The organism is Streptomyces adustus, from assembly GCF_009377175.1.
GTDB lineage: Bacteria > Actinomycetota > Actinomycetes > Streptomycetales > Streptomycetaceae > Streptomyces > Streptomyces adustus.
The window spans coordinates 1-24,706 of the sequence record NZ_VJZD01000027.1 but is presented as its reverse complement, the minus strand read 5'-3'; the positions used below and the strand labels follow the sequence as shown (position 1 = coordinate 24,706).

Here is a 24,706-nt window from a genome sequence, read left to right as displayed (position 1 = left end):
TTTCGAGATGGTTTTTCGGCGGTCACACTGCTGTGCGAGCCCGACTGTGAGGTCGCTCGAATTCTAGCAATTGCACCTGGTCGAACATGCGACGGCCCGGTGTCCGGGTCGTCGCATGTGGACATGGGGCGGGGTGACCTGACAGACGCGGAGTGGGAACAGTTGCGGCCGTTCCTGCCGGTCGGCAATCGGCGTTGTGGACGGTGGCGGGATCGCCGGCAGATGATCGACGGGATTGTGCACCGGGTGCGGACCGGTGTGCAGTGGCGTGACCTGCCGGAACGGTTCGGGCCGTGGAAGACGGTCTATGAACGGCACCGCCTGTGGTCGGCCGACGGGACGTGGGAGCGTCTGCTGCAGCAGGTCCAGGCTGCCGCAGATGCCGCGGGTGATATCGACTGGGGCATCTCGGTGGACTCCACCCATCGTTCACGCCCACCAGCACGCGGCCGGTGCACGCACCGATCCGCCGCCGGCCCCGTCGTCAAAGGGGGCCGAGCCGGCAGAACACCAGGACGAGACCGCGTGGCAGAGCCTGCACGGCCGCCTGGTGGAGATGGTGCAGGAAGTGAGGGCCTGGGCCGTTCGCGGGGCGGGTTCACCAGCAAACTCCACCTGAGCGCGGACGGCCGATGCCGCCCTCTGTCCTTCATCGTCACGCCCGGACAGCGGGCGGACTGCACTCAGTTCATGAAGGTGCTGGACAAGATTCGCGTGCCCAAGCTCGGCCTGGGAAGGCCCCGCAAGAAGCCCGACAGCGTCGCCGCGGACAAGGCCTGTAGCAACGGACCCATCCGCAAGTACCTGCGAGGTCGCGGCATCCGGCACGCCATCCCGGAGAAGACCGACACCCAGGCCGCCCGCCTACACAAAGGCTCACGCGGCGGACGGCCACCCGGCTTCGACGAAGAACGATACAAGAAACGCAACACCATCGAACGAGCCATCAACCGACTCAAACAGCACCGAGCCGTGACCACCCGCTTCGACAAACGCGGCTACGTCTACCTCGGCACAGCCACCGCAGCAGCACTCACCATCTGGCTCAGAACGTGATCGACCGGACAGGCCCTAGCCGGCCCCGCCTCCGCCCCTCCCAGCCGTGCTGCGCCGGATGCCGCGACTTCTTCAGGGGCTCCGGTGCCGGCTCCGCCGGCGGGGACGAACGTGCCGCTGTTCCAAGCACTCGCCTGGATTGAGGAAGCCCCCGAGGGGCCGCGGGACGACTACAGCCGCGCCCAGTGCAAGCACTGGAACAAGGGCCTCAACCCGAACGATGGCTGCGACACCCGCAAGGAGGTCATCCTGGCCGAAGCCCTCGAAGCCCCGGCGGTCGGGCCGAAGTGCGCGCTGATGGGCGGCCGGTGGTGGTCGGAGTACGACCAGACGTGGATCACCTCGGCGTCCTCTCTCGACGTCGGCCACATGGTCCCCCTCGCCGAGGCCTGGGACTCCGGAGCAGCCGCCTGGACCGCGGCGCGGTGTGAGGCATACGCCAACGACCAGGGGGCGCCGAACAGCCTGATCGCGGTGTCCGGCAGTTCCAACCGGTCCGAGGCGGACAAGGACCCGGCCGACTGGCTGCCCATACCCGCGGACCGGTGCAAGTACGCCGCGGACTGGGTGGCGGACAAACTCGGCTGGAACCTGGCCTCGGACGTCGGCGAGCGCGACGCGCTGACCCGCCTCGCCGAAGCCTGCCCGGCCGCCACCGTCATCTACGAACAGGTCCCGTAACCGGGTCTCCGGAGCCGAGGCCGTCGTCAGTGACCCGGTGCGGAAGTGCCGGGTTCGCGGCGTCGGCCTGAGATCTGGGATGCACCCACGGTCACCGGGATCGCTCCCAGGCTGTCCTGTGCCGCTGAAGATTGAGCGTGTGTCATCGAAATCTGAGTGGCCCGTGTCACTTGTGGTCTCCCAGGGGCGGTCACGAGTACCCCAGGTCGACGACCAGATCGCATCGGGAAGCGGCCGGCGCTCTGTCGCATCGCCAGGTGCCGGAGTGCCAAGGACTCATTCAGTCCTACGTTCCGAGCCGCTCGGCCAGGAAGGCGATGATCTCGTCCCGGGCCTGCATGGTGGGGTGACCGTCCTGGCCGACGAGGTGTGCCGTGACGACGCTGTGGGCGCAACCGACGACGTCACGGAAGAAGGGCGGCGGGTTCGTGTTCGCCGTCTCGGCTTTGAGTACGCGGCCGTCGAATGCGTCCCCGAGCAGCGCTCGGTAAGCCGCGAACCGCTGACCAGTGCACCACCTGTCGTTGTCGAAGCGGTAGGCGAGAACCTTCAATCCCTCTCGCGCCACGCGTTCAGCCACGGCAGCGGCGTCTTCGTCGCTGATCTCCAGAGCGCCGGGATCGTCCAGCGGAAGCGACGGATGGTTGACCACCGGTGCGATGACAGCCGGTTCGAGCGCCATGGTCAAGGCGAAGTTGCCGGTAAAACACAAACCGACGGCGCCGACGCCAGGCCCGCCGCGCTCGGCGTGCGCCAGGCGGGCGAGGCCGCGCAGCCATGTGACGACGGGGCTGGTGCCGCCACCGGCGAAGGCTCGGAACTCGGCACTGACGCAGGCGCGTCGAACGACGGTCTCACCTGCCTCGGCGAGCGGATAGGCACCGTCGACGCCGAACAGAGAGGGCAGGTACACGGAGAAGCCGGCATCGCGCACCCACCGCGCGAACCGCGCGACGTCGGGGCTGATACCCGGCATCTCGGGCATGAGGATGACTGCCGGTCCTGACCCGGCAACGTACACGGTCTTGCCGACGCCATCGACGCTGACGGCTCGCCGTGAGAAGTCGTCCAAGGGGTCGCTCTGTCCTCGCATGATTGTCATGACCGAGATGATGACGAGCGGCCGCCCTTCCGAGAAGCGGCGGCATCGCCACGTATCACGGTAATATCGCCACCCGTTCGAAGGTTCCGGAGGGGCCGCATGAGTCCGCTGCGCGTTGGTGTGCTGGCCTACCCCGGCTGCTTCGCGTCGGAGGTGTTCGGCGTCCCTGACCTCCTGGCCATGGCAACTCACGTCGCCGCGGCACAAGGGTCGGTTCAGCCGGCCTACGAGGCGTCGGTCATCTCGCCCCGGCGCCGTGTGATCGCGGCCGGCGGCTCGGTCCTCGATGTCTCGGCGGTTCGCCCGGTGGACGTCCTGATCGTGCCGGGATTCGAGCTTTCGCCCACGCTCGATCTCGACGCGACACTCGCAAACCTGGGACCGGAAACAGCGTCGATTCGATCGCAGGCGGCCTCGGGGACCGCTGTCGTATCGATCTGCGTGGGCGCCTTCCTGGTCGCTGAAGCCGGGCTGCTCGACGGGCGCCAAGCGACCACGTCCTGGTTGTTCGCGGATCGGTTCGCCCGCCGGTACGCCGACGTGCGCCTCCGCCCGGAGAACTTGGTCGTGACCGACCGGGGGGTGACGACCACAGCGGCCTTCAGCGCCATGTACGACTTCGCCCTGCAGCTCATCCGCGAGCACGACGGCCCCCGCGTCGCCCGTAGCACCGCGCGTATCGCGCTTGTCGATGATGCCCGTTCCACGCAGGCTCCCTATGTCGACCCGGGGCTCATACCCACTGTGGGCAGGGAGTTCTCGCTCAGCGTCAAGCGGTGGCTCGACCAGAACCTCAGTGCTCGCTATGACCTGCCCACCCTCGCCCAGGAGTTCCACGTCAGCACAAGAACCATGCTCCGCCGCTTCGGCGACGAAGCCGGCGAGACTCCACTCGCGTACCTGCACACGGTTCGGGTGCGCCGAGCCAGACACCTGCTGGAGACGACCGACAGGACCGTCGCGAGCATCGCCGCCGAGGTCGGGTACGGCGACCCTGGGACGTTCAGCGACATCTTTGCCAGACATACGGGCCGGCGGCCGAGAGAATACCGCGCGATATTCCGTCGTCGCTCCGACCACCACGGGCCAACCCGACGAACGCAGACTTGAGACCCGCCCACGACGGCAACAGGCCCCCTCAAGGCCGGGCCGAAGCGCAAGCCCTTCATCGCAGACACCGCGCACCGGCTGCTGGACCGGATCGATTAGCACACCCATGTGGAGGTGATCGCGGCATTCGCGGCGCCGCTGACCTTCCGGATGATCTGCGCGATCCTCGGCGTCCCGCGGGAACTGGACGACGCGGCGACGCGCAACACCCTGATGACCACTATCTCCCCTGCTCCGGGCGTGGACCCTGCCCGGGCGGAAGGCGACCTGCACGACCTGCTGGACATCCTGATCGCCGGCAAACGCACGGGCGGCGAGCGCGACGAAGTGAACCTGCTGCGCGCTCTCGTACAGGCCAGTGACGACAGCGGGGCGCCGAGCGAGGAGGAACTGCGCTCCACCGCCTACCTGCTGGTGGGCCACGACACCACCACGAACCTCATCGGCAACGACATGCTCGCCCTGCTCGGCAACCCCGGCCAGGCAGCCCGCCTGACCGGACCGGGGGCCAGTCCCGGCCTGGTCACCACCGCCATCGAAGAGCTGCCGCGCTACGACTCCCCGTGCGGGACGCGACGTTCCGGCGCGCGGCAGAGCCCATCGGTCTCCACGGGCAGCTGATCGACGAGGGGGACATCGTCAGCCTCCTGATCGGTTCCGCCAACCGGGACGAGGCCCGCTTCCCCGACGCGGACCGGCTCGACGTGGGCCGAACACCCAATGACCACCTTGCCTTCGGCTACGGCCGCCACTTCTGCATCGGCGCCGCCCTGGCCCGCCTCCAAGGCACCGTCGCCTTCCCCCTGCTGCTCGAACGATTGGGCCCCGTAGATCTGGCCAAGCCGACCGACGAGCTCCCCTGGCGGCCGTCCCGGGTAATGCGCGGACCGGCCGCACTACCCGTCGTACGCAACCGACCGCTCCCGCCCACGCCGCCGAACCGTCCCCCGACCAGGAGCACACCAGATCGACAGCCAAGACCCCGCGACGGTGACCGAGCCACGCCCCGGCGTCCTGCTCATCACCCTCATCAGGCCCCACGTCCGCAACGCCATCACCCAGTCCCCGGCCGACGCCATGGACACGGCCCTGACCCGGCTGGAGACCACCACCCGCCTGGCCGTCGGCATCCTCACCTCAGGACACGCTGCCCCGGCACACCGTCCCCGGTGCCGGGGTGCGGCCCGTGCGGAGGTAGTGGTCGACCTTCTCCGCGACGCAGCGGTTCTGGGGGTATGTGCCGTGGCCCTCCTCCTGGGCCGTCAGGAGGACGCCGACGCCGTCGCCCAGGGCGCGGGCCATGTGGCGGGCGCCGGGGTAGGGGGTGTTCGGGTCGCCGGTGCCGCCGACCACCAGGACGGGGGCCGCGCCGTCGGCGTTCACCTGCAGCGTGGCGCGCTCGCCGTCGAACGGCCAGTCGTAGCAGAGGTAGACGCCGGTGGACCAGGCTGCGCCGAAGACAGGTGAGGCGGCTTTGATGCGGGCCTCGTCCCGGTCGAAGCGTTCGAGGCTGGGGCGAAGGCTGGAGTCCGCGCAGGTGATCGCGACCAGGGCGGCGCGGCTGCTGTCGCGCGGGGTCGCCGCGCGGTCGGCGGAGCCGACGTCGTCCGCGCCCTTGCTCAGCGGACGGCCGTCGTTGCGGTCGATCAGCGCGGTGAGGGCCTTGGCGAGCGGCGCCCAGCCGTCCGTGCCACGGTCGAGATAGTCGCTGACGGCGTACGCGAGGTCGTCGGCGTCGAGGCTCCCTCCGGCGCCGGCCGGGGCGGGCTTCTTCTCCAGGCGATCGGCCAGGCGCGCCATGCGCCGCGCGGCCTCCTCGGGCCCGTCGCCGGTCGGGCAGTGGCGAATGCGAGCCGCGCAGTGCGCGGCGAACCGGTCGAATGCCGCCTGGACCGCCTTGACCTGCGACACCTGCTTCTCGTCGAGGTCCTCGGTCGGATCGACGGACGCTTCGAGGACGAGCCGTCCGACGTGCGACGGGTACAGGTGGGCGTAGACCGCGCCGAGGGCCGTTCCGTACGAGACGCCGAAGTAGTGCAACTGCTCGTCGCCGAGGAGGTAGCGCATCAACTCGAGGTCGCGCGCGGTGTGCGAGGTGCCGATGTACGGGAGGAGCGTCCCGGAGTGCTCGGCGCAGGCTTCGGCGCTGTCGTAGCCGGTGTCGTCCGCGGTCTTCCCGCATCGCACGGGAATGGTCGCGCCGACGCCGCGCGGGTCGAAGGAGACCAAGTCGTAGCGGTCGAGGAGCGGCTCGTACTGGTTGAGGAATTCGGGCAGTCCGCTCACGCCGGACACGCCGGGGCCGCCGAAGTTGAGGACGAGCGAGCCGATGCGCCGGGCGTTCGGTCCGGTGGCCTTGCGGCGGATCAGGGCAACGTCGATCGTCCTGCCGTCCGGTTTCCGATAGTCGAGGGGGGCCTTCATGGTGGCGCAGTCATAGCCCGTGCGCGCGGTGGGCGGCGAGGTGCAGTCGGACCAGTGAAGGTGCTGGCCGGTGGTGAGGGCAGTGGGCAGACCGGAGGGCGGGTTGCTCGCGATGAACTCCGTACGCGGCTCCGCACTTCGGCCGGGAGCGTCGTGCTGGAGCCAGGCGCTGACGGCCCCGATCACGGTGAGGACGGCCACGGCGATGATGCGCACGCCGACCGAAAGGCCTGGTTTGCGGCTTCGTATCGGATGTGCGTCACTCATCGAAACCCCAGCGCTCCCGCCCCTGGACACCGGCCCCGTGCCCGTATGCCCGTACCCGTGATCGTCCCACCGCCAAATGCGTTCAGGATACAAGCCTCGACTTCGACCGCCTGCAAATCACCTGTCTCCAGGGCCAGTTCAGCGACGGCCGGCACGGCCCCTGCCCGACGTCCTCGCTCACGGCCATCGCCTTGAACACCGAACACCTCAGCGGCCTGTCACCGACCGGGGAAACCCCCTCACCACGGCCACCGATCGCCTCCCAGACCTTCCCGGACCTTCCCGGACCAGCACAGCATGCCTCGGTGCAAGTCCTGGCGAACGCGGGCGAGGGCTTCGCCCAGCAGGCCTCGCAGCGCCGAATACTGGACCGGATGCGCGTCGAGCAACTCACTCAGGCCGCGGGCCGCGCCGCACACCATCGGCCGGTCCGTGTCGAACGCTGTGGCGCCCTGTCCTCCCCCACGGCATGACCTGCCTCCATCGTGTCAATCAGGGCGAACGCGGGCGACCGGAAAGCTGCCGTGGTTCCCGCGTGCGCGAGCACGGCCTGACCGCAGGGCCTGGTCACCTCACAGCCCACGTTGCGGGTCGTGCGTCCCCAGCCAGCCGGGGACGACACCGGCTACCGGCCTGGCAGAGCGGACCACTGCACCGACGGGTACCTATCGGCTGCCGATTTCGGCATGCCGGGGACGCGGCAGTTCGTCCAGGTCCATCAGCCGTACCAGACAAAGCAATTCGGTCGACTCCGCACGGCCGCGTGACGTCTGCTTTGCACGATCCTCACCGCGACACGGCCGCCAAGTCCCTGGTCAGGGCGCCAGCACAATTCTGCCGAACACCTCCCCCGCGTCCATCCGGTGGTGGGCAAGCGCCGCCTGGTCCAGAGGCAACACCTCGTGCACGACAGTGCGCAGGTCCCCGTGCGCAGCATCGGCGAACTGGGAGGACCGCACGCTCTGCCGGTCGGGACCGGGCACGGTGTCGGAGCTGAAAGTGGCGAACGACAACGACTTGCGGAAGGCGTCCATCAGCCGCATGCCGAAGTCCGCCGGTGGCTGCCCGCCCACCACACCGACAGCCACAAACCGCCCGTTGGGATTCAGCTTGTCCAGGAAAAGGGGAAGCTGGGGGCCTCCCACGACATCGATCACCACATCGAAGCCCAGCGGTGTGTCCGGGCCGCCCTCGCCGGTGCGGTCGAGGACATGGGTGGCGCCCAGGTCCCTCAAGCGGGTGCCACGGTCCACCGACGAGGTGGTGACCGCCACCGCGCTCGCGCCGCGCCTGGCTGCGAGCTGGACCGCTGTGATCCCGATGCTGCCAGCCGCACCGCGTACGAGCACCGTCTCTCCTGGCGTGAAGCGGGCCCGTTCCAGGGCGAAGTGGGCGACCACGCCGGAGCCGCCGAGGGTCACCGCGTCGGCGCCGGTCAGATCGTCGGGCAGTGCAAGGACGTCCTCGACCGCGGCGACGGCCTGCTCGGCATATCCACCGGACAGGCCGGTGAACGCCCACACCCGCCGCCCGATCCACGAGGTGTCCACGCCCTCTCCCACCGCGGCAACCCTTCCCGCGACCTCGCTGCCGAGCACGTGGCCCTCCCGGAAGCCGTAGGCGGCAAGCGTTCCCCGGCGGATCACCGCGTCCACGCCGCCTACCCCGATCGCCTCCGTGGCGATCCGCAACTGCCCCGGGGCAGGCACGGGCGCCGGCACATCGACGACCTCCATGCCACCGGGATCGCCGAACGTCCTGATCACGACCGCTTTCATCTCTGCTCCTCAGGCCGGTTGAGGGACGGTTCGCAGTTGCTGCGGCCGTGCGTCCCGAGCCGCCCCCGTCGGCCATCACGGGTGAACGGGTGAAGTGCCGGGACGGGACAGCAGCACTGCCACCGGACCGTAACGGACACCCCCGTCCGTTTGGTTAAAGTGAGAAACGATGACCAACCAATTGCCTCAGACCGTGCGCTCCGACGCCCGCGACAACCGGGCCCGCATCCTGGACGCTGCCCGCGCGGTGTTCGGCAAGGAGGGCCTGAGTGCACCCATGCGCGAGGTCGCCCGGCATGCGAGCGTCGGCCCCGCCACCCTGTACCGGCACTTCCCGACCAAGCAGGCACTGGTCGTGGAGACTTTCGCCCAGCAGCGGCGGGCGTGCCAGGCCGCCGTCAGCGACGCCCTTGCGGACCCGGACCCGTGGCGCGGATTCCGGAGCCTGGTCGAGCGGATCTGCGAACTCCACGCGCACAGCCGAGGATTCGCCGACGCCTTCATGACCGCCTTCCCCGAGGCCATGGACTTCGCCGACGACCGCGAGCAGACATGGCGCGCGGTCGGCGAACTGGCCCGCCGCGCCCAGAAGACCGGCCGACTGCGCGCCGACTTCGTCATCGACGACCTGGTCCTCATGCTCACAGCCCACCGGGGCCTCCGGGACACTCCGAGTGCGGCCCGGATCACGACCTCGCGCCGCTTCGCCGCCTATGTGATCGAGGCGTTCCGCGCCCCACCGGAGACGGCAGCCCCTACGCCGCTGCCGCCGGCACCACGCCTGCGGCTCACCCGCTCGCCCAGCACGCCCAGCACGCCCAGCACGCCATAGAACGTTGCCTGGAGGTTCGCCGATCCTTGTGACCAGGGCGTGCCGGGGAGGTGGGACGGCATGGAGGACCGGCGAGCAGCCCACAGGGCCGACTGAATCAGGGCAATGGGCTGGAGCCGCCGGCAGACCGAGGCTCCGGTGGAGAGCCCGTGGCTGGCGTCAACCTGCTTTGCATCGACGAGCTTGGCTACCTCGAACTCGTCGGCCGCAAGCCGAGATGCTGTTCCAGGTCTTAGACGTTGTTTCTTATGGTGCCCCTGCGGTTATCGTGCCTGGGGGCACCCTCCATCGGGGTGGACAGGGAGCCGGGGGGATCGTGGACGAGACGTTTGACGCCGTGGGAGAAGCACTGTGTTGCGCCGCAGCCATTCGCCTGGGCGGAGCCGTCCAGGTGCTGACCGAGCGATCTGGCCTGCTTGAAAACTACAACTCGATCATGGCGGGAGTGGAGAACATCACGGCATTTCTTGACGGCCAAGAACTCGACAACGACTTGCTTGGCCATGCGTTTGCCGAGAGCTGGTCCCTGGGTGCCAGCTACCCGACAGGGCTCGCGGGCCGCACCTTCGTTAACGACTGGTCGCGTCTGGTGTTCGGCACGGTGGGCCTCACCAAGCCAAAGCAGTGCAACTTCGGGGCAGCCCAGGCGCTGGACTTCGCCTCGCAGGCGGCGGCAGCTTGGCCGTCCGCCGTCCGCATCGGCTCCTTCGACAGCCTGGCCCGCTTCGAGCTGGCTTGCCAGCAGGAGGCGGAAGACCGGCTACGGAAGGACGGTCTGCCCGCTCTATGGAAACTGGCGGAAGTCCGGTCGAAGCAGTATCGCCAGGCGGCAGAACAGCTCATCGGGTAATCGGCATCTCAGCCAGTGAGCCTTCGATAGCCGATGAGGGCCGCGGCTATACCGACGAAGGCGAGGAAGTGTTCGGCCTTGCGTTCATAGCGTCGGTGGAGCCGACGGCAGCCTGCCAGCCAGGACACGGTTCTCTCGACCACCCAACGATGTCGGCCCAGCCGTTGTGATGACTCGATGCCCTTGCGGGCGATGCGGTGACGGATTCCCCGCTTACGGAGCCATCGGCGCAGGTGGTCGTAGTCGTAACCTTTGTCAGCGTGTAGTTTCGCCGGCCGTCGGCGCCGAGGGCCGCGTCTGGAGCGGATGGGCGGGATGCCGCGCACGAGCGGTTCCAGGCCGAGGCTGTCGTGCATGTTGGCGCCCGAGATCCCCAGCGAGATCGGCAGTCCGTTCCGGTCGGTGATCAGGTGGATTTTCGATCCCGGCTTGCCGCGGTCGGTCGGATTCGGTCCGGCCAATGGCCCCCTTTTGCCGCTCTCAGGCTGACCAAGTCGATGGCGCACCGCGACCAGTCCAGCTCGCCTCGCGCTCCGAGTGCGTCAAGGATCACCCGGTGGAGCCGAGCCCAGACACGGGCCCGGCTCCACTGGGCGAACCTTCGGTAGACCGTCTGCCAGCTCGGACCGAACACCGGCGGAAGCTGCCGCCACGTGCAGCCAGAGGTCGCAACGAAAATGATCGCCGCCAAGGTCTCGCGGTCACCCGCACGCCGTCGGCCCCCGCCTTGCGGACGTGTCACCTCAGTCGGCGGCACCACCCGCCGGAACAACACCCACAACTCATCGGGCACCAAACGCGCGACCAGATCCGTCATGCACGGTTCAACGAACGATCAAGCCAAAAGAAACGGCGTCTTAACCGAGAGGGAGGAGAAAAACAGTGTGGCCATCGCCTCGAACGAATCGTTCGGAGGCTGGACCAAGGCGTTCACCGACCCCAGGCTCTGCGCGGCCATCGTCGACCGACTCCCCTTCAACGGCACCGTCATCGAGACCGGCACCGAGTCCTACCGCCTCGCCCGGACCAGGGCCAAGCAGCAGACGAAGAAGTAGCCCCGCCGGCTGGCCGGTGGAATCTAATCCCCGCTGTCTCGGGCCTGGCGGTCCAGGAACTCAATCAGCCGTGTCTCCGAACGTCCAGGCCTCTCCCGTTGTTCGAGGGGAAGCGAAGCAAGGGCGTCGACCAGGACCCGCTTTCGCGGGACGTGCACCATGTTGCCGGAGTAAATCCGGCAACTGGAACACCAGGCGAGGCCGATGCACCGCTCGAACATGGAGGACTCGGGCGGATGGAATCGGTACTGGTACAAGCGGACGGACGTTCCGCAGGCGGCACAGATCCGGCGGTCCCCGTCGGAGACCGTTTCCCAGGTTCCGACCTTGCGCCAGTGCTGCCGCCCGGTCGGTGCCCTTCAAGTCGTCATACCCAGCATCCTCTCTCACAGCGAGTCGCCCGGCACAGCCGTCCCGGCGAAGCTGGGGCCGGAGCAGACCGGAAGCCGGGGCCACTTCAAGCCGGAACAATCGCCGCACCAGCCCCGAAGCGGAGCCAGTTCGGGCCGGAAAAGCGGGGCCAGGTCAGACCGTTAACGCCACACGGTGTCAGCCAGTTCCGCGGCAGCCTGTCCGCAGCCCGCGTCGATGCGATCCAGGCCCAGCCTGTCGATGGCATCGATCACGGGCGTCTGGTAACGCCCAGTGCGCGCAAGGAACTTGCCCATGAGAACCTGTTCCTCGTCTGCGGCTGGTCCGTAACAGCCCGTCGTGTGAGCGCGGGCGCGTACTACGGAGTCGTCGGTGGTGAGCCACACGGCGGCCGTGCGCGGCACCTGAAGCCTCACGACGTGGACGGGCCAGAGTGCCGACCCTTCCAGGACCAGGCCCGTCCTGCCGCGGTCCTCGGTCGCACGGTCTGTGATCAGCTCTTCAACGCGGGGCCACGGTCGGTCGTAGTGGCCGAGAACCCGAGCTTCTCCGCCACCACTTGAGCAACAGTCGACATCCCGGTCCGCCTGGACCAGTTGGACGCCCTGCTGGCCGGCTACACCGCCCAACGGCCCCTGAGCGATGCGGAGGCACACGCCCTGCCGCTGATGCTCACCCTGGTCAACGCCGAGTACGCGCTGACCGAGATGGACTACTTCCACGGCATCACCCGTTCCCCGGCGAACACAGCGCTGGCCCGCGCCTACTACACCGAGCACACCGCCTGGTTCACCACCACGCAGGGACACGCGCTCCTACAGCACCTGCACCGCAGACTGGGGGTCTGAGCCACCCGGAGAAGGTCCTGGACAGGGCACTGGCCGCGAGAGCGCGCCTGCTGCCGTGGCGAACCTGGGGTCCCGGGCCTGCCCGGGACCCCAGGCCCTTTCGGCGCCCGCCGATTCTGACGCTGCGTCAGCGGCAACGGCTGTCCACCAGCAGTCGACAGGTGACGTCGGCGCGATGGAGCACCCCGCCGTTCTCCTGGGTGGAGACGCGTGTCCCGTCTCCACCCAGGCGCTCCCCCATTCCTCGCGATCACTCCTCGCGGTTCTTGTCCTCGTCGGCGGCATTGCAGCGGCCTCCGCCACCCGTGAAGTGCCACGCGTTGGCCGTCGAGGCGCCTCTCGTGCGGCGGTCGCCTGTCAGTGCGGGGGTGCGAGGAACCCGTCGACCACGCAGCGAACCTTTGAGACCGCGTCACTTTCACCCAGGCGCAGTGCGGTGTTTGCTGCGTTGAGCACGGCGTCGATCTGAAAGACCGTGAGGTCCACGTCCAGTTGGGCGATCTCCCCGGTGTTCACGGCGCAGCCGAGTTCGCCGGCGAGAAGAGCGAGCCAGGTGCTGCGGTGGAGCAGCAGGGTGTCACGGACCTTCCCGGGCCGGCTGTCGAAGTCGGGGAGGCAGGCCGCCCAGAAGCAGCCTCCGGCGAACAACGGTGCCTCGATGTAGGAGATCCAGCGTTCCGTCAGTGCGCGGAGCCTGGCGGTGCCCGGCTGAGCGGTCTGTGCGGGGCGGATGACCGCTTCGGTGAACTCTTCGCGCGCCGACTCCGCGACCGCGAGCTGCAGGTTCTCCTTGGTCTTGAAGAGCGTCTGGATGCCGCTCTTGCTCAGCCCCAGGTCGGTGGCCAGACGGCCGATGCTGAGCCCGTTGAGCCCTTCCAGGGAGGCGACGTCGACACCGTGGCGCGTGATCTTGTGCCGGGTCCGGGCACCGCGGACGAGGCGCCGGTCCGCCACGGTCGCGCCTGCTGCTTCCGTTGAAGACACGGCCACTTGTCGCCCTCGGCTCTCTGAGTGCTCGTTCATCGACTCCATCCTGTCATGTCGCTTGCCTCAAGCATACGACCGATCGTACGTTTACTTTGCAGGCATGTTGATCGAAGGAGGCACCTATGCACGAACAACGCAGGTTCGAACTGGCTCACGCGCTCGCCGTCGCCAAGAGCCGGCAGGACGTTCCAGCCGCCCTGCGGCTCTTCCACCCCGACATGGTCCTTGAGAGTCCGCCTTTCGGTACGACGTCTCGGGGCCTGGCCGAGAACGAGAAGGCATTACGGCGGTTCTTCGCCTCGTTTCCCGACTACGACGTCGTCCTGCACGGCCACGCGAACAACGACGACACGCTCGTGTGCTGGGGTACAGCGCGGCTGACCATGACGGGCAACCGGTTCGGTGCTGTCCCCAACGGCGCACGTGCTGAGATACCGGTGTTCATCCAGTTCACCTTCAAGGACGACCTGATCGCAGGAGAACGCTTCTTCTTCGACCTGGCGACGCTGTGCGCCCAGTCGGGAGTCTCGACGGACGCGGTCCGACAGAGACTGTTCCCCGCGCTCGCAGGAGGCGACGCGGCATGACGGCAGACCCGCGTGTGAAGGACGTCGGCGAGATCCGGACAGCGCACCTCTTCGACATGGTCGTCGACCTGAACCCCCGCCTGCCCATCGGCAACGGCCCGTTCGGTCGGCGCGTCCTCTTCGGTGCGGCGGGCGGCACGTTCCACGGCCCCAGGCTGAGCGGCCACGTCCTCCCCGGCGGGGGAGACTGGGCGCTGTTCGCCCCCGACGGGGCGATGAACCTGGACGTACGCCTGACACTGCGCACCCACGACGACGCCCTCCTGCACATGACCTACGGCGGCCGCTGGGTCACCCCGCCCGAGGTGCGCGACGCCCTGGCCGACCCGGACGAGCGGTACCGGATCGACCCAGCCCACTACTACTTCCGGACCAACCCGCTTTTTGAGACGGGGGCAGAGCCTTACGCATGGCTCAACGACACAGTCTGTGTCGGGTCGGGATACCTCGTCGAAGGCGGAATCGCTTACAAGGTCTTTCAGATCCTGTGACGAAACGTCATGGCGGGGATACGCCGGGCGCGAGGGCCCTCCGTGTGCAAAGATTCGCGCCGCGCCCACGCACCGGCCCTCAACGTGGTGCACACCGCCGGCGCTGCCCCCAACGCCATCGGTGGTCCTGCCTGAACTCCTGATTCAAGGGCGTCCACGCCCCGTCTGCCGCCGGGCCGCACAAGAAGCGCTGCCCCAACCCCCACACCGCTTGAGCGACCTGGTCCTCCTGGCCGAGGACGGGCGACCGGAGACGCTGAGGGCATAAGCGGAAACCCTGATGCAGCACCTCGTCAGGACGGCGTACACCAAGCCCGGCTACCTGCCGTCCTGGGTGCAGGCCGCGTGCGGTGCCCACAGCAGCGCACCGTGCCCGCCGGAGTGGGGCGGCCGGTGGGCACGGCTGGGGAGGCGTACGTGCGTTCCATGCCGTCAGCTCATCCGCCGACCCCGACCAGGCTGACGGCCATGAGCCCCGACCATCGGTCACGCTCCGGCAACGCGGCCTTCTCGCGCGCTGACCAGTGAAGTTCGCCGGGTGAGTGGTGGCGTGTTCCTTACGGCTGGTGGTCGGTTTTCGAGTGTGGTCGGGCGAACCAGCTGTCGCGGGCGGCGCTCAAGCCGTCTGTCGGCTGGTCGGGAAGCAACTCGAAGAACTTCCATGCGTATTCGTAGGGATCGAGGCACTCGAAGTACCGCTCGCCCCACGGTGCGTCGACCGGGCTGGTGGTGACGGTGCATCCGGCCGAACGGCAGTAGACAGCCGTCGCATTCACGTCGTCCACCTCGATGCCGATGACTACGCCGAGGCCCCGTGGTCCGATCTGCGTGACGCGTTCTCGGTCGCTGTCGGGAAACGGCATGCCGGCGAGGGCGTCGACGAGCAACTGGAACTCACCGCGGCGCAGGATCGCCATGACCGTCGAGCCGTCCCGTCCGGGTATCGCTCCGATCGGCTCGAACCCGAGCCCCTGGTAGAACCTGGCTGCCTCGGACACGTCCGGGACGCGAAGCCCGACCCGGAAGGAAGCCTCATCGGCCATTTCAGCCTCCGTTCAGCATGCTGGTCACTACCGGCACGATGCACCAACACGGCAGACGGCGGCCAGTAGGTGCAGGCTGCTCAGGCTGCTTGTACCCGCGTCCGTCCCCGGCGTTCGAGCACGGTGCGCAGTCGTTGCGCAGCCCTTTTGCGCAGCCTCCGTGGGGGTTGCGCAAACAGGGCTGCGCAGCGGATCGAGGGTCGTGCGCAGCCGGAAGGTGATGAGAAAGGTGTCTGCCAGCCAGGTGAGTACCCGGCCGAGCCGTGATGGTGCCGTCCCCACGGTCCGACTCGGCCGGGCAGGCCCGTCCGTCCTCAGTGACGGGCTGCTTCAGGGGCGCGCCGGACACCGGCGACGGCCACGAGTGCGCCGGCGACGGCCAGTACGGCAGAGACGAGCGCTGCGGTGTGCACGCCGTTCATGAACGCCTGGTGGCTGCCCTCGATGACAGCGTCCTGCAACTGGGCGGGCGTCTGGCCCGAGACCGGGGCCACGCCCATCGACACCGCGTCCTTGGTGCCCTGGAGGCCTTCGGCCGCGGGACTGGGCACGCCGGCCGAGGTGAGCTCGCCGCTGAGCGTGGAGCCGACCCGGCTGCTGATCAGCGACACCAGTACGGAGGTGCCCAACGCGCCGCCGATCTGCAGGGCCGTGGCCTGCAGGCCGCCCGCGACACCGCCGTCCTGCACCGGCGCGTTGCCGACGATGGCGTCGGAGGAGGAGGCCATGACCATGCCGACGCCCAGGCCGAGCGCGATGAACGGCGGCCACAACGCGGAGTACGAGGATTCGGCGCTCCAGCCGAGCATCGCGAAGCACGCGGCGGCCTGCAGAGCCATGCCGAGCGGCATGGTCAGGCGCGGGCCGAACTTCTGGGTGAGCACCGCTCCCAGGGGAGAGGCGACGACCGAGGCGAGGCTGAGGGGCAGGGTCCGTACGCCTGCCTGGACCGGGGTGAAACCACGGACGTTCTGCAGGTAGAGCATGACGAAGAAGATCACGCCGAGCAGGATGAAGAAGTTCAGCGCGGTGATGACGGTGCCGATGGACAGCGCCGGGTTACGAAACAGGCGCATCGGGAGCAGGGGGCGGGCCACCCGCGTCTCGTACCAGCCGAACAGCAGCACCACGACGACGCCGGCTCCGATGGTCCCGAGCGTGCCGCCCGACGTCCATCCCCACGTCTCGCCCTTGACGACACCGAACACCATGGCCAGCAGACCGATGGCCAGCAGCACGACGCCGGGCAGGTCGAACTTCTCCTGCACGGCCGCAACATTCTTGCTCTGCGGCAGTACGACGATGCTGAAGATCAGGGCGATGACGCCGACGGGAGCGTTGATGTAGAAGACCGACTCCCAGTTCACGTGCTCGACCAACAGGCCCCCCACGATGGGCCCGAGTGCTGTGGAAACCGACGAGACCATGGCCCAGATACCGACCGCGATGCCGAACTTCCGCGGCGGGAAGACGGCACGCAGCATCCCGAGGGTGTTGGGCATCAGCAGCGCGCCGAAGAACCCCTGTGGCGCGCGGAAGGCGATGACACCCTCGATGGAGCCCGACAGCCCGATGGCGACGGACGCGGCGGTGAACCCCGTAACGCCGATCAGGTAAAAGGTGCGGCGTCCGAAACGGTCGCCCAACTTGCCGCCGAGGATCAGCGTGGCCGCGAGGGCCAGCAGGTAGGCGTTGGTCACCCATTGCAAGTCGGCGGTGGTGGCGTCGAGGTCCCGGCCGATCTCGGGGTTGGCGATGGAGACGACCGAGCCGTCGAGGCCGACCATGAACAGGCCGAAGGCGACGGCGATCAAGGTCAGCCACGGGTTGGCGCGCAGGTCCCGCGGGCGAGATCCGGGCAGCGCCCCGGTGCTGTGCGCAGCAGAGCTGAGAACTTCGGAGGGCAACACGATTCAGTCCTTCATAGGGATGCCCGCCGGCACGGCCGGCAAGAACGCATCCAGGAGAAATGGCGACAACTGCCGTCATGAGGACGGCAGCGCAAAGCGACAGGACCGGCGATCTTGAAGGGCACGGCGCGAAAAGGCGCCGACCCTGCTTGGCCCGCGCACCACGACGTTCTGGAACGGGTGTGCGTCGTCTACCGGTCGGAGTGCAGGCGCTCGGCGAGTGAGCTCAGCGTCCCCAGCGCCGCGCCGAGGGCCTTCAGATCGCCGTCGGTCATGGTCTGCAGCGCGCCCGCGATGTGGGCGCTCATCAGTTGGTGGACCTCGGCCAGCTCGTGCCGCGCCTTTGCGGTCAGATGCAGGTGCGCGACCCGTTTGTCAGCGGGGTCCTGCCGGCGTTCCAGGAGTTGCTGCTCGGTCAGTTGCGTCACGAGCGCGCTGACGTTGTTGGGCTTCATGAGCAAGGACTCGGCAGCCTTGCGCACCGTGACGCCGTCATGTGCCTCGACGTGCCGGAGCAGAGCGAGCTGAGCCTCTGGCGGCTTCGGGGCCGGGTGGTCCCGTCCGACTCGCCGGTCCAGGGCGCGGGACAGCGCGGGCAGGCATGCCGCGAGCCCGGAGGCCACTTGGCTGGTGCTCTGCGCGGACACGCCGTTCTGACTCACACCGAAGAGCTTAGGTACCACCTAATACCTATGTCAATATAGGTAAGGCCGCTGCGGTAAGGGTCGGGGCCTGCCTTGCGCTCGCGTCGATTCGCGCGACTTCGGCCCGCAGTGCGTTGATCCGGCTGTCGCACATGAACGGTGGTCAGCGGGGCGGGAAGGAAGCCAGAGAGAGGTCCCACTGGTCAGCCGCGTGCAGCAGCGCCGCGGCATCCGTCCTGACCTCCACGACGTACTGGTGGATGTCAGCCCCGTCGTCACCCCGTTGCCATGGGGGTGCCGCCTCCAACGACAGATGAACGCGAATCACCACGGCTCCGCTCTCCCTTCGATCGGCGAGGCTGAAAGCCACGACCGGCTCGATGAACCATGTGTCCGGGGACAGCTCACCTTCAGCATCGGGTTCGGTCACGGACACCGTCCCTGCGGCCACCGCGCGCAGCCACGCGGCCACTTGGAGAGCCTCAGTGGTGAGCAAACACGGATCGGCGAAGGACCAGCTTCCCTCGGGAGTCATTACCGTGCCGTCAATGACCAGCCAGTTGTCGTCGTACGAATCGCCCCCGACCGTGGCGAACTGATAGCGCACCGGGCGAAGGTCGACACTGCTGGTGAGATCGTTCAGGAGCACTGGGCCAGAATGTCATGTGCTGGCCAGCAGGACGGACTGTGTCTTCCAGCTCAGGCGCACAGGTCAGAGCGCCGCCCCGGACTGACTTCCGTTTCGGATACATCCCGACCTCCGTCAGACGATCTTCTCCGTAGGGTGGCGTCCGGCTGGAGGCGATGCGACGCCGCGTCCGTCTTGCGTGCCTGGCCATCTGGACGGTCATCGCGCCCGGCCCCGTCGCCCTGGCCGTCGCCGTCGCCTCCAGCCCGACCAGGGTTGAGGCGGCTACCGCGGCCAGGTCCACCGCCGTGCGCACCGCGACGGCCGCCGCTGCCCCGGCCGGCCCTGCGAGGTGTCCGTCAGCGCGTGGCTGCGCAGTAGCGCCGATGATGCGACGCCTGCGCAGGCGTGGCTTGCGCAGGCGATGGCGATGGCGATGGCGATGGCGCCGGACATCGAACTGCCCAGCCCGGCAGCGCGTGCGCAGTCGTCGCCGCAGCCGGTGACCACGGTGCGCGGTGCGCAGCGCAAAGGTGGCGTGTGGTCGGTGACGGTCGCTGCGCAGTACGAGGTCCGCATCACCTGCTGGGCAGACAAGGGATACCAGGGTGCAGGCGGCACGGTCCGTCTCCCTTACCGCGGCCGATGGGACAGCCTCTCCACCGGCCAGCAGGCCGTCAATCGGTCCCACGCAAAGATCCGCGCACTGGTCGAGCAGGCCATCGCCACCCTCAAGTCCTGGCGCCTCCTCTGCAAACTCCGCTGCTCGACGACCCGGATCACGAGCCTCGTCCAAGCCGTCCTGGTCCTCCAGCTCGCCGCCACGGGCTGCGATCAACCCCCAGCATTCACCGGGTCCGTCGATTCGGCCTCGGTCGTCCCCGCCCGCAGACGAACGTCGAAGGTGCTTCAGTGAAGATCGGACTGGACCTCGGTCAGTCGATGCCTTCGACGATGCGGAAGTCGCGCTCGACGCCGTCGGACAGGGCGACCAGCGCCTCCTGGTAGGCCGCACTCTCGCGCGCCGCGACGGCCTGCTCGAAGCTGTCGAACTCGATCAGGACGGTGCGCTCGGCGATTCCGGCGTCATGCGCCACGACCCGACCGCCACGGACGAGGACCCGACCGCCTCCGGCCTCGACGGCCAAGCGGGCCAGCTTGTTGTAAGCAGCCAGCTTCTCAGGATCTGAAATGGTGCGGTAGACGCTGACCCAGTAGCCCTTGGGCATGGAACCTCCAGTGTTGGGATGAGTGCATCCGACTTACGGGTTGGTCTCGGACGGGCGTCGCCGGGCGAGAGCGAGGCTTGTCAGCGTCGTGATCGCCATGGCGCCGATGCCGACCAGCGCCGCGGTGCTGTAGGCGCTGTCGTCGGGGAAGAGGTGGCCGGGGCCGGTGCCCGCAGCGAGGATCAGGCCGCCGATGGCGCTGCCCAGGGAGTACCCGACGCTGCGGACGACGTAGTTGAAGCTCATGGCGCTCGACGTCTCACTCTTGGGGGTGACGGCCAGGATGACGCCGGGCATCGCGGCCGAGAAGCCGCCGACGCCGAAGCCGAGCACGCCCATCGCCGCGAACAGTTCGACCAGGTCCGACCGGGCCGCCGCGAACAGGGCGAACCCGCCGCCGACCACGACGGCGCTGCCGGCCAGGAGCAGGGGGTCGGCGATCCGCGTCCGGACCCGGGGCGTGAGCTTGCCGGCGACGAACCCCAGCACCGAGAACGGGATGAGGACCAGCCCGGCGACGAAGGTCGTCAGCCCGAAGCCGTAGCCGGCGCCGTGCGGCGTCTGCGCGTACCGGGTGATGAGCGTGAGCAGGAGGTACATGCCGATCCCGCCGACGAACATGGCGAGGTTCGCCCCGGCGACCGCCGGGTGCCGCACCGCCCGCACATCGACCAGGGGCGTCGTGCTGCGCAGCTCGATGACGGCCCAGAAGCAGAGCAGCACCACCGCGACGACGGCGAGGCCCGCCGCCACGGCGAGGTGCCGGCTCCACAGATTCCGTTCGCCGGCGAGGAACAGCACCAGGACCAGCGCAGCGGCCAGGACTACCGCGCCTGCCACGTCCACGTGGGCGGAGCGGCCTTCGGGGGCTTCGGGCATGGAGCGCCACGCGGTCAGGAGGGCGGCGGCGGTGACGACCAGGCCGAGACCGTAGGCGGCCCGTACCCCGCCGAGCTCGGCGAGCAGTGCGGCCAGCGGGTAGCCGACGCCGGCCCCGATGATCGAGACCACCGAGATCAGGGCGATCACGGCCGCGCTGCGCTCTTCGGGGAGGTGGTCCCGGGCCACACCCATCATCAGCGCCGTCAGCCCGAGCCCGACGCCCTGGGCCGCCCTGCCGACCAGCAGCCACGCGAACGGTATCGGCAGCACGGTGAGCGCGCTGCCGGCGACGACGACCGCCAGCGTGGCGAGGATCGTGGCCCGCCGGTGCGGGCCGGCTCCGAGCCGGCCCAGGACCGGCGTGGCGACGGCGCCGCTGAGCAGCGCGACGGTCAGCGTCCACTGCGCGCTGCCGAGCGGGACGTGGAACGAGGTGGCCACGCTGGTGATGAGCGGCGTCCCGAGGCTGGCGACCGCCGCCACGACCAGAGCGATGAACACCAGGGCGGGGACCAGCAGCCGCGCCTCGGAACGCGCCACCGGGAACGCCTTCGCCGCGACCCCGCCGACCGGCTGCCCGGTCACTGCTTCGGCCCTTCGCGGTCCTGGCTTTCGAGCTCTGCCAGATGCTTCAGCGCCGGAAGGGCCGCCACCAGCGCCTCGACCTCGTCGCCGGTGAGCTCGCCGATCAACCGCTCGAACGCGTGGACGCCCGCCCGGCGCCGCGTCCGGACATAGGAGGCGCCGGTCTCGGTCAGGCACACCAGCGTGACCCGCTTGTCGGACGCGTCGCCCCGCCGCTCGACCAGGCCGGACTCCTCCATCACCCGGACCAGGGCGGTCATCGCGGGCTGGGTGACGCCCTCGACCGCGGCCAGATCGGTGATGCGCCGCGGGCCGGTCCGGTCCAGGGTGGCCAGGGTGGCGGCGGACGTCAGGCTCATGTCCCGGGGCAGGCGTCTCGCGGCCCTGGTGGCCAGGCCGTAGAGGGCTGCCCCGATGGCGGCGGACGCGCCAGGAGCGGTGTCTTGACGACTCATGCTCGAAGCATAGCGTTTTTATATTCATAGTTTATGGAAATGGTCGACCGGCGTCGGCGCTACGGGCTGCGCTCGGGGGCCGAGGGCGGCATCGAGGAGTTCGTGGACGGCCACCGCGGACGCCGGTGCCGCTACCGCGGCCTCGCGAAGACGCACGTCCAGCACGTCCTGACCGCACTCGCGATCAACGTCGAGCGGCTGAGCCTTCGAGAACCCGCCGACGGCCCCTATCGGCCGCGCCCGCTCACGGCGTTCCAGCAGTACCTCGACAAACGAGGACTGCCCCGGCCCCTGTGGTGGAGGCAGGGCAAATGACCCCAACCTCAAGATTCCCGATGGAGTCACCGATCGACTGCCGCCAGAAGTTGGAATGGGCTCACTGCCTTGAGGCCCGGTGTGAGACGTCGCCTGGAACGCCGACTCGACGCCTTTGGGGCAGCAGGCATCCCGGACGAACGGATCTGCCTCGGCAAGAAGAGCGGCGCCACCGTCGAACGCCCCGGTCTGACTGACCTGCTCGCCTACGCCCGCCCTGGCGACACAATCGTGGTCCACACGCTCGACGCCTCGGCCGGAAGCTGCGCGAAGTCCTCAACCGCGTCATCGACCTGAACCAGGACAACATCTGCGTGCGCGCCCGCGCCGATCCGCTTCCGATCGACACCGCCGAGGAGGGCATGGGCCGCGTCGCCTTCCTGCTGCTGACCCTCTTCGCCGAGATGGAACGCGCCTTCACCGCCGAACGTGCCGCCCACGCCCGCGCCGTCGCAGAAGCCGATGGCGAGCGCGTCGGCCGACCCGAGCGGAAGAAATGAGCTGACGTCTACCAGCCCGGCAGTGGCTCGCCGAGAGCCAGGCCAGTGGCGGCCAGCCACTCCTCCTGCACGTCCCGGTTCCTGGTCCCGATCGAGAGGTAGACACCGTGCGTGCCCTGAGCCGGTTCGGCGCTCTGGGAGGTCCAGACGCTGTTGAGGCACAGCTGGACACCGCACAGCTTGCTGGAGGGCAGTCCGCGCAGCGCGGCGTACCAGCCCACGTCGAAGGAGAGCGGACCGACGTCCGCGACCAGCGCGTCGATGTCGGCCTCCCGGCAGGTGTCCTCCAAGCGGGACAGCACGAGTGGCGGCCAGGCGTCCCGCCACGGCTCCAGACATATCTCCGGGGGGAGCGGCCAAAGCCCTTCGAGCTCGGGCATCAGCTCCACCTGCACCCCGTACGGATCCTCGCCGCGCGGCACGCCCAGCGCGTGCAGCCGCCTCCAGAAGTCCTCGAGACCCGTCTCCGGAAAACGCCTACCGGCCAGGGTCATGAACCGGCCCTCGCGAAAGAACGTGAGCGCGTGAACGTACTGCTCCGCCGTGACGACCTGGCCGATCTCGGGGATGCCCGGCTCGCCCACCCAATCGGCGAAGTCCCTCAGGAGTTCGCGGGCACGCCCCAGAGCGCTCTCCGCGTCCGGCAGCGGTTCCAAAACTTCGTACAGCAACGACATTCCCACGGGCGGCCTCCGCGGGCAGGCTAACGGCAACCGAGCACCCCGATCACTTCGTTTAACGCGACCGTCGGCCCGCGGCCGGGGCGCCGACATCGTCGCGGCGTGATCCGTCACGACGGCTCGAACCCGCTCGTGCACGCGGCTCCGGTCGTTTGCGCAGTCGACTACGGAAACGGACGGATCGGGCGACAGATCCATGGCGGAAGTCCCGCGGAAGTGTCTCTCCGAACACGGGAGTTCTGGGAGATGTTCTGCGAATGGAGACCCGGGGCAAATCAGGCGCGCTTCGGGGGCTCGCAGAACTCGCACAACTGGTCATTTCTTTAAATTACGCACCGTCACCACCGCCACTGGAGCTCGCTGCCCAGCCACCCGCGTCCGTCTCACCTCTCGTTGTCGCTTCCTCAGGTCCGTTGCCGGATCTGCCGGTGGCGGTAACGGAGCCTGAGACGGTCAGGCCAGCGTCCACCGCGCTGCGGCTTCGACCTGGACAGAGACCAGTTCTCGTGGTGACCCTCCTCGGTGCCGCGCGATCCTCCGCCGGCATCGGTCGCGGTGCGGTGAGCCATCTGCGAGGCCGATCCGGGCTGCCGGGACGACGGGGACCCGTCGGTAGTGGTCCGCCGACGGACCTCGTGCGATGGCCGGTGCGGCCGGGACGGGCGAAACCCTCGACGCCGTGGGCCTGCTGCCCGGCTGCGCTCGACTACGGGTCAGGCGTGGCGGCGTTCACGCGGGTGGCGGCGGTGGTCATCGCGGTGAGGAAGCGCTCGGCTGTGTCGAGTTCGGCTGGGGCGAAGGCGTCCATCGCGGTGAGCAGCGTGCCGATGGCGGGGCCGAAGAACGACCAGCCGAGGTCGATCGCCTGTGGCTCGACGGTGAGGAGGACCCGTCGGCGGTCGGTGGTGTCGCGGTCGCGACGTACCAGGCCGAGCCTCTCCAGCCGGTCGATGAGGGTGGTGGTGCCGGCGGAGTTGAGTCGGAGCTGTTCGCCGAGCCGACCGGGGGGCACGGGGCGCTCGGCCCGGGCGGCGTCGAGCAGAGCGATCAGGGCCCGCAGGTCGTTGGGGTGCAGTCCGTTGCGGGCGGCGAGTGGTTCTGGGGGTGGGTATCCGTCGGATCTGACAGATGAGCAGTGGGGGCTGGTGGAGCCGTTGCTGCCGCTGGCGCGGGTGGGGCCGAAGGGCGGGCGTCGGGAGAAGCATCCGCGGCGGCGGATCGTTGACGCGATCCTCTACTAGTAGTGCTTGGTCAGGTTCGTATGGGTATGGGTATGTTGCGGTGGCAGGTGGGGCAGGCGCCGGTCCAGGTGGCGAGGAGTGTCTGCAGCTCGCGGACGATCCGGTAGAGACTCAGGCCTGCGCTGCTTCTTTTGGGGCGTGTGCCAGTCGTCGC

The 24,706-nt window shown here is 68.8% G+C and carries 26 protein-coding genes and 5 pseudogenes; 16 read left to right on the top strand and 15 right to left on the bottom strand.

Annotated features, from left to right (window positions below):
• The first annotated feature begins 123 nt into the window (after positions 1-123).
• Positions 124-1,056 carry an IS5 family transposase gene (locus tag FNH09_RS09590; RefSeq protein ID WP_202919633.1) on the top strand — a complete coding sequence of 311 codons (933 nt, stop codon included), beginning with the start codon at positions 124-126 and terminating at the stop codon, positions 1,054-1,056.
• 111 nt (positions 1,057-1,167) lie between these two features.
• Positions 1,168-1,737 carry an HNH endonuclease family protein gene (locus tag FNH09_RS09585; protein ID WP_338017521.1) on the top strand — a complete coding sequence of 190 codons (570 nt, stop codon included), beginning with the start codon at positions 1,168-1,170 and terminating at the stop codon, positions 1,735-1,737.
• A 286-nt stretch (positions 1,738-2,023) separates the two neighbouring features.
• Here the strand turns inward: FNH09_RS09585 and FNH09_RS09580 are convergent, their stop codons facing one another.
• Positions 2,024-2,839: a dienelactone hydrolase family protein gene (locus tag FNH09_RS09580; RefSeq protein WP_238426576.1), complete on the bottom strand. Its 816-nt coding sequence runs from the start codon at positions 2,837-2,839 to the stop codon at positions 2,024-2,026.
• Positions 2,840-2,938: 99 nt separating this feature from the next.
• Between FNH09_RS09580 and FNH09_RS09575 the strand changes: the two genes are divergently transcribed.
• The 3 genes and pseudogenes from FNH09_RS09575 to FNH09_RS50115 form a co-directional block, all read left to right on the top strand.
• Entirely contained in the window at positions 2,939-3,949 is a 1,011-nt protein-coding gene (locus tag FNH09_RS09575; protein WP_152886320.1) for a GlxA family transcriptional regulator, read from the top strand.
• A 114-nt stretch (positions 3,950-4,063) separates the two neighbouring features.
• The gene (locus FNH09_RS09570) at positions 4,064-4,570 is read left to right on the top strand and encodes a cytochrome P450 family protein (protein ID WP_152886319.1); all 507 of its coding nucleotides are present in this window, start codon (positions 4,064-4,066) and stop codon (positions 4,568-4,570) included.
• A pseudogene (locus FNH09_RS50115) lies at positions 4,513-4,707 on the top strand (cytochrome P450); the annotation flags it as partial. The gene FNH09_RS09570 and the pseudogene FNH09_RS50115, both read left to right, overlap by 58 nt.
• Positions 4,708-5,086: 379 nt before the next feature.
• Here the strand turns inward: FNH09_RS50115 and FNH09_RS09560 are convergent.
• Positions 5,087-6,640 carry an alpha/beta hydrolase gene (locus tag FNH09_RS09560; RefSeq protein WP_152886318.1) on the bottom strand — a complete coding sequence of 518 codons (1,554 nt, stop codon included), beginning with the start codon at positions 6,638-6,640 and terminating at the stop codon, positions 5,087-5,089.
• Between the two features lie 305 nt (positions 6,641-6,945).
• On the opposite strand from FNH09_RS09560, the gene FNH09_RS46665 reads away from it, so the two are divergent.
• Positions 6,946-7,113 (top strand): hypothetical protein, encoded by a 168-nt coding sequence (locus FNH09_RS46665; RefSeq protein WP_156110812.1) that lies wholly within the window; start codon positions 6,946-6,948, stop codon positions 7,111-7,113.
• Positions 7,114-7,455: 342 nt separating this feature from the next.
• Here the strand turns inward: FNH09_RS46665 and FNH09_RS09555 are convergent, their stop codons facing one another.
• Positions 7,456-8,418 carry a zinc-dependent alcohol dehydrogenase family protein gene (locus tag FNH09_RS09555; RefSeq protein ID WP_152886317.1) on the bottom strand — a complete coding sequence of 321 codons (963 nt, stop codon included), beginning with the start codon at positions 8,416-8,418 and terminating at the stop codon, positions 7,456-7,458.
• A gap of 169 nt (positions 8,419-8,587) precedes the next feature.
• On the opposite strand from FNH09_RS09555, the gene FNH09_RS09550 reads away from it, so the two are divergent.
• Positions 8,588-9,250 (top strand): TetR/AcrR family transcriptional regulator, encoded by a 663-nt coding sequence (locus tag FNH09_RS09550; protein ID WP_152886316.1) that lies wholly within the window; start codon positions 8,588-8,590, stop codon positions 9,248-9,250.
• Between the two features lie 316 nt (positions 9,251-9,566).
• Positions 9,567-10,100, top strand: coding sequence for a hypothetical protein (locus FNH09_RS09545; RefSeq protein WP_152886315.1), 534 nt, complete (start codon positions 9,567-9,569; stop codon positions 10,098-10,100).
• 8 nt (positions 10,101-10,108) lie between these two features.
• Here FNH09_RS09545 and FNH09_RS09540 read toward each other — a convergent pair.
• Positions 10,109-10,917 (bottom strand): IS5 family transposase gene (locus FNH09_RS09540; protein WP_420802746.1). Its coding sequence is split into 2 segments (ribosomal slippage): positions 10,109-10,560 and positions 10,560-10,917, totalling 810 coding nucleotides; the frame shifts between segments, so codons are not numbered across the junction.
• A gap of 37 nt (positions 10,918-10,954) precedes the next feature.
• Between FNH09_RS09540 and FNH09_RS09535 the strand changes: the two are divergent.
• Positions 10,955-11,155, top strand: a pseudogene (locus FNH09_RS09535) (ATP-binding protein); the annotation flags it as partial.
• A gap of 533 nt (positions 11,156-11,688) precedes the next feature.
• On the opposite strand, the gene FNH09_RS49455 reads toward FNH09_RS09535, so the two are convergent.
• Entirely contained in the window at positions 11,689-11,823 is a 135-nt protein-coding gene (locus FNH09_RS49455; RefSeq protein WP_274390216.1) for a hypothetical protein, read from the bottom strand.
• Positions 11,824-12,123: 300 nt separating this feature from the next.
• On the opposite strand from FNH09_RS49455, the gene FNH09_RS09520 reads away from it, so the two are divergent.
• Positions 12,124-12,375, top strand: coding sequence for a hypothetical protein (locus FNH09_RS09520; protein WP_152886312.1), 252 nt, complete (start codon positions 12,124-12,126; stop codon positions 12,373-12,375).
• A 357-nt stretch (positions 12,376-12,732) separates the two neighbouring features.
• On the opposite strand, the gene FNH09_RS09515 is transcribed toward FNH09_RS09520, so the two are convergent.
• Complete coding sequence (locus FNH09_RS09515; protein WP_202919632.1) at positions 12,733-13,359, bottom strand: TetR/AcrR family transcriptional regulator; 627 nt, start codon at positions 13,357-13,359, stop codon at positions 12,733-12,735.
• Between the two features lie 125 nt (positions 13,360-13,484).
• Here FNH09_RS09515 and FNH09_RS09510 point away from each other — a divergent pair, with 125 nt between their 5' ends.
• Positions 13,485-13,949, top strand: a complete 465-nt coding sequence (locus FNH09_RS09510) for an ester cyclase (RefSeq protein WP_152886310.1) — start codon at positions 13,485-13,487, stop codon at positions 13,947-13,949.
• The gene (locus tag FNH09_RS09505; RefSeq protein WP_152886309.1) at positions 13,946-14,440 is read left to right on the top strand and encodes a DUF3237 domain-containing protein; all 495 of its coding nucleotides are present in this window, start codon (positions 13,946-13,948) and stop codon (positions 14,438-14,440) included. The genes FNH09_RS09510 and FNH09_RS09505 overlap by 4 nt, the downstream gene beginning before the upstream one ends.
• A 557-nt stretch (positions 14,441-14,997) precedes the next feature.
• On the opposite strand, the gene FNH09_RS09500 is transcribed toward FNH09_RS09505, so the two are convergent.
• From FNH09_RS09500 to FNH09_RS09485, 4 genes are all read right to left on the bottom strand, one after another.
• Complete coding sequence (locus FNH09_RS09500) at positions 14,998-15,483, bottom strand: VOC family protein (protein ID WP_152886308.1); 486 nt, start codon at positions 15,481-15,483, stop codon at positions 14,998-15,000.
• Positions 15,484-15,797: 314 nt separating this feature from the next.
• Positions 15,798-17,345: an MFS transporter gene (locus tag FNH09_RS09495; RefSeq protein WP_238426580.1), complete on the bottom strand. Its 1,548-nt coding sequence runs from the start codon at positions 17,343-17,345 to the stop codon at positions 15,798-15,800.
• A gap of 239 nt (positions 17,346-17,584) precedes the next feature.
• Positions 17,585-18,055, bottom strand: coding sequence for a MarR family transcriptional regulator (locus FNH09_RS09490; RefSeq protein WP_162468322.1), 471 nt, complete (start codon positions 18,053-18,055; stop codon positions 17,585-17,587).
• Between the two features lie 145 nt (positions 18,056-18,200).
• Positions 18,201-18,686 (bottom strand): WapI family immunity protein, encoded by a 486-nt coding sequence (locus FNH09_RS09485; protein ID WP_162468321.1) that lies wholly within the window; start codon positions 18,684-18,686, stop codon positions 18,201-18,203.
• 472 nt (positions 18,687-19,158) lie between these two features.
• On the opposite strand from FNH09_RS09485, the pseudogene FNH09_RS09475 reads away from it, so the two are divergent.
• Positions 19,159-19,491: pseudogene (locus tag FNH09_RS09475) on the top strand (transposase family protein); the annotation flags it as partial.
• A 109-nt stretch (positions 19,492-19,600) separates the two neighbouring features.
• Here FNH09_RS09475 and FNH09_RS09470 read toward each other — a convergent pair.
• From FNH09_RS09470 to FNH09_RS09460, 3 genes are read right to left on the bottom strand one after another with little or no spacing between them, the layout of a single operon-like run.
• Entirely contained in the window at positions 19,601-19,894 is a 294-nt protein-coding gene (locus tag FNH09_RS09470; RefSeq protein WP_152886307.1) for a DUF1330 domain-containing protein, read from the bottom strand.
• 33 nt (positions 19,895-19,927) lie between these two features.
• Positions 19,928-21,361 (bottom strand): MFS transporter, encoded by a 1,434-nt coding sequence (locus FNH09_RS09465; protein ID WP_162468320.1) that lies wholly within the window; start codon positions 21,359-21,361, stop codon positions 19,928-19,930.
• A complete protein-coding gene (locus tag FNH09_RS09460; RefSeq protein WP_152886342.1) occupies positions 21,358-21,720 on the bottom strand; it encodes a MarR family transcriptional regulator in 363 nt (120 codons plus the stop codon). The genes FNH09_RS09465 and FNH09_RS09460 overlap by 4 nt, the downstream gene beginning before the upstream one ends.
• A gap of 129 nt (positions 21,721-21,849) precedes the next feature.
• On the opposite strand from FNH09_RS09460, the gene FNH09_RS09455 reads away from it, so the two are divergent.
• Both FNH09_RS09455 and FNH09_RS50110 read left to right on the top strand, forming a co-directional pair.
• Positions 21,850-22,131, top strand: a complete 282-nt coding sequence (locus tag FNH09_RS09455; protein WP_162468319.1) for a transposase — start codon at positions 21,850-21,852, stop codon at positions 22,129-22,131.
• Between the two features lie 81 nt (positions 22,132-22,212).
• Positions 22,213-22,631: pseudogene (locus FNH09_RS50110) on the top strand (recombinase family protein).
• Positions 22,632-22,639: 8 nt separating this feature from the next.
• Here the strand turns inward: FNH09_RS50110 and FNH09_RS09445 are convergent.
• Together FNH09_RS09445 and FNH09_RS09440 are read right to left on the bottom strand one after the other, a co-directional pair.
• Positions 22,640-23,314 (bottom strand): hypothetical protein, encoded by a 675-nt coding sequence (locus tag FNH09_RS09445; protein WP_152886306.1) that lies wholly within the window; start codon positions 23,312-23,314, stop codon positions 22,640-22,642.
• A 703-nt stretch (positions 23,315-24,017) separates the two neighbouring features.
• Positions 24,018-24,353 carry a MarR family transcriptional regulator gene (locus FNH09_RS09440; RefSeq protein ID WP_420802747.1) on the bottom strand — a complete coding sequence of 112 codons (336 nt, stop codon included), beginning with the start codon at positions 24,351-24,353 and terminating at the stop codon, positions 24,018-24,020.
• Positions 24,354-24,375: 22 nt separating this feature from the next.
• Between FNH09_RS09440 and FNH09_RS48355 the strand changes: the two are divergent.
• Positions 24,376-24,549: pseudogene (locus tag FNH09_RS48355) on the top strand (transposase); the annotation flags it as partial.
• Positions 24,550-24,706: the final 157 nt, after the last annotated feature.